Genomic DNA, 1,760 nt, shown 5'->3' on the forward strand with positions numbered 1-1,760 from the left:
CCGGCGGAGGCCGGGTGCATGGGCCTCCTGTCCGGGTCGCTTACTTCCCGGACAGGGCTGTCAATCCTGCCGCCACCAGGAGCGGTACCGCCGAGCCGACGGTCTCGAAACCGGTTCCGACGGTCATGCCCTGGGCGTGCCGCGCGTGAATACCCGCGGCGATGATAGCGGCCTTGAAACAGCCCAGCGCGAGGTAGAACGGCAGGTTTGTCACCGCACGCCCGGAGGTCGCGCAATAGCGTTCGACGAGCGCGTCGGCGGACGGTAGGCGAGGGCTGGTCGAGGCGGCCTCACCGCCCAGCACGGGGTCGAAGGCCGGATCGGCGTAGGCGATGTGCAGGCCGAGGTCGGCGAGGGGGTCGCCGAGCGTCGCCATCTCCCAGTCCACGAGCGCCCGCACCGTGCCGACATCCCCCGGGTCGAGGATCGCGTTGTCGATGCGGAAGTCCCCGTGTACGATCGACGCGCCGCTCTCGGCCGGGCACGCCTCGATCAGCCGGGTGTGCAGCAGGTCCAGATCGGCGAGCTCCCGGGTCGCCACGCGGGTCCACTGGTCGTGCCAGCGCCGGACCTGGCGGTTGAGGTAGCCCGCCGCTCTGCCGAACCCCTCGAGCCCGACGGCCGCCGGATCGACGGCGTGCAATCGGGCCAGCACGTCGATGAGGCCGAACGCGCAGCGGGTGATGTCCGCGGCCGGCAGTGCGTGCAGCTCCGCACGGGTACGGATCACCTGCCCGTCGACGTACTCGACCAGGCAGAACGGGACGCCGAGCACATCCGGGTCCTCCCGCAGCGCGACCGGCCGGGCGACGGGTACAGCGCTGTCGAAGAGGGCCGCCACCACCCGGTATTCCCGGGCGATGTCGTGTGCCGACGGGGTCAGGCCGCCCAGCGGCGGTCTGCGCAGCACCCAGGCCGAGCGCCCGTCGGTGATGCGGTAGGTGAGGTTGGACCGGCCGCCGTGCAGGAGTTCGGCCCGGATCGGACCCGCATCCGCCACCACGGTGTCGAAGAACCGTTGCAGCGCGGGGAGGTCGAGCCCGGCGGGCGCCGCGGTGGCCGCGGTGGCCGCGTCGGTCATGACCGTGCCTCGGTGTCGATCGCTGTCACCGGAGCCGGTGCGAGGTCAACGGCCATCATGCGCCCTTGTGGCTAATGTCCATCAGCCCATGCAATCCGTTCCGGAACTGCGGTGTCAAGGGGATGGCGAGCCGACCCACTGGAACGGAAGCAGCCATCCCACGGCGTCACCGAATACATGGAGCGCCGGGATAAACCGGCATGGAGAAGGGGATGAGAGCAGTCGGGGCCAAGGCGCGGATCGCCGGGGTATACGGGTCGAGTTCTCCGGGGCCGAAGCGGTAGATCTTGATTGCCCACCAGAAATTGTCGTCAACCTCGCCGGAGATGGTGTAAGAGCCATCGGGACGCAGGCATGCCCTGCCGCCGGCCTGAAGCGCGACCAGGGTTGTGACGGGCTGCCCGATGCGCACATCCCATGCCCGTACGGTCCCGTCGTTGCCGGCGCTGGCGAGCAGGGGAGATCGTATTCTTTTCGGTGCCGGGGACGTCCAAGCCGGCTTCACGTTCCGTGGCCATGATCCGAATCATCGCTGTAATGCAGTTGTACTGCACAGGGGATGGACGTCCGTGGACGTCGGTGGACGGCCCCGAGGCTGCGACCTGCACCGATCGACATCAGTGGATATCCACCGACATAACGACCGATTCCACCTACTGTCGGACGACATTCGGCCGAA

The 1,760-nt window shown here is 68.6% G+C and carries 2 protein-coding genes; both read right to left on the minus strand.

Annotated features, from left to right (window positions below):
- Positions 1 to 40: 40 nt before the first annotated feature.
- A complete protein-coding gene (locus U9980_RS13810) occupies positions 41 to 1,081 on the minus strand; it encodes a phosphotransferase family protein (RefSeq protein ID WP_322768278.1) in 1,041 nt (346 codons plus the stop codon).
- A 166-nt stretch (positions 1,082 to 1,247) separates the two neighbouring features.
- Complete coding sequence (locus U9980_RS13815; protein WP_322768279.1) at positions 1,248 to 1,586, minus strand: hypothetical protein; 339 nt, start codon at positions 1,584 to 1,586, stop codon at positions 1,248 to 1,250.
- Positions 1,587 to 1,760: the final 174 nt, after the last annotated feature.

It is taken from the genome of Protofrankia sp. Cr1 (assembly GCF_963555865.1).
Classification (GTDB): domain Bacteria; phylum Actinomycetota; class Actinomycetes; order Frankiales; family Frankiaceae; genus Protofrankia.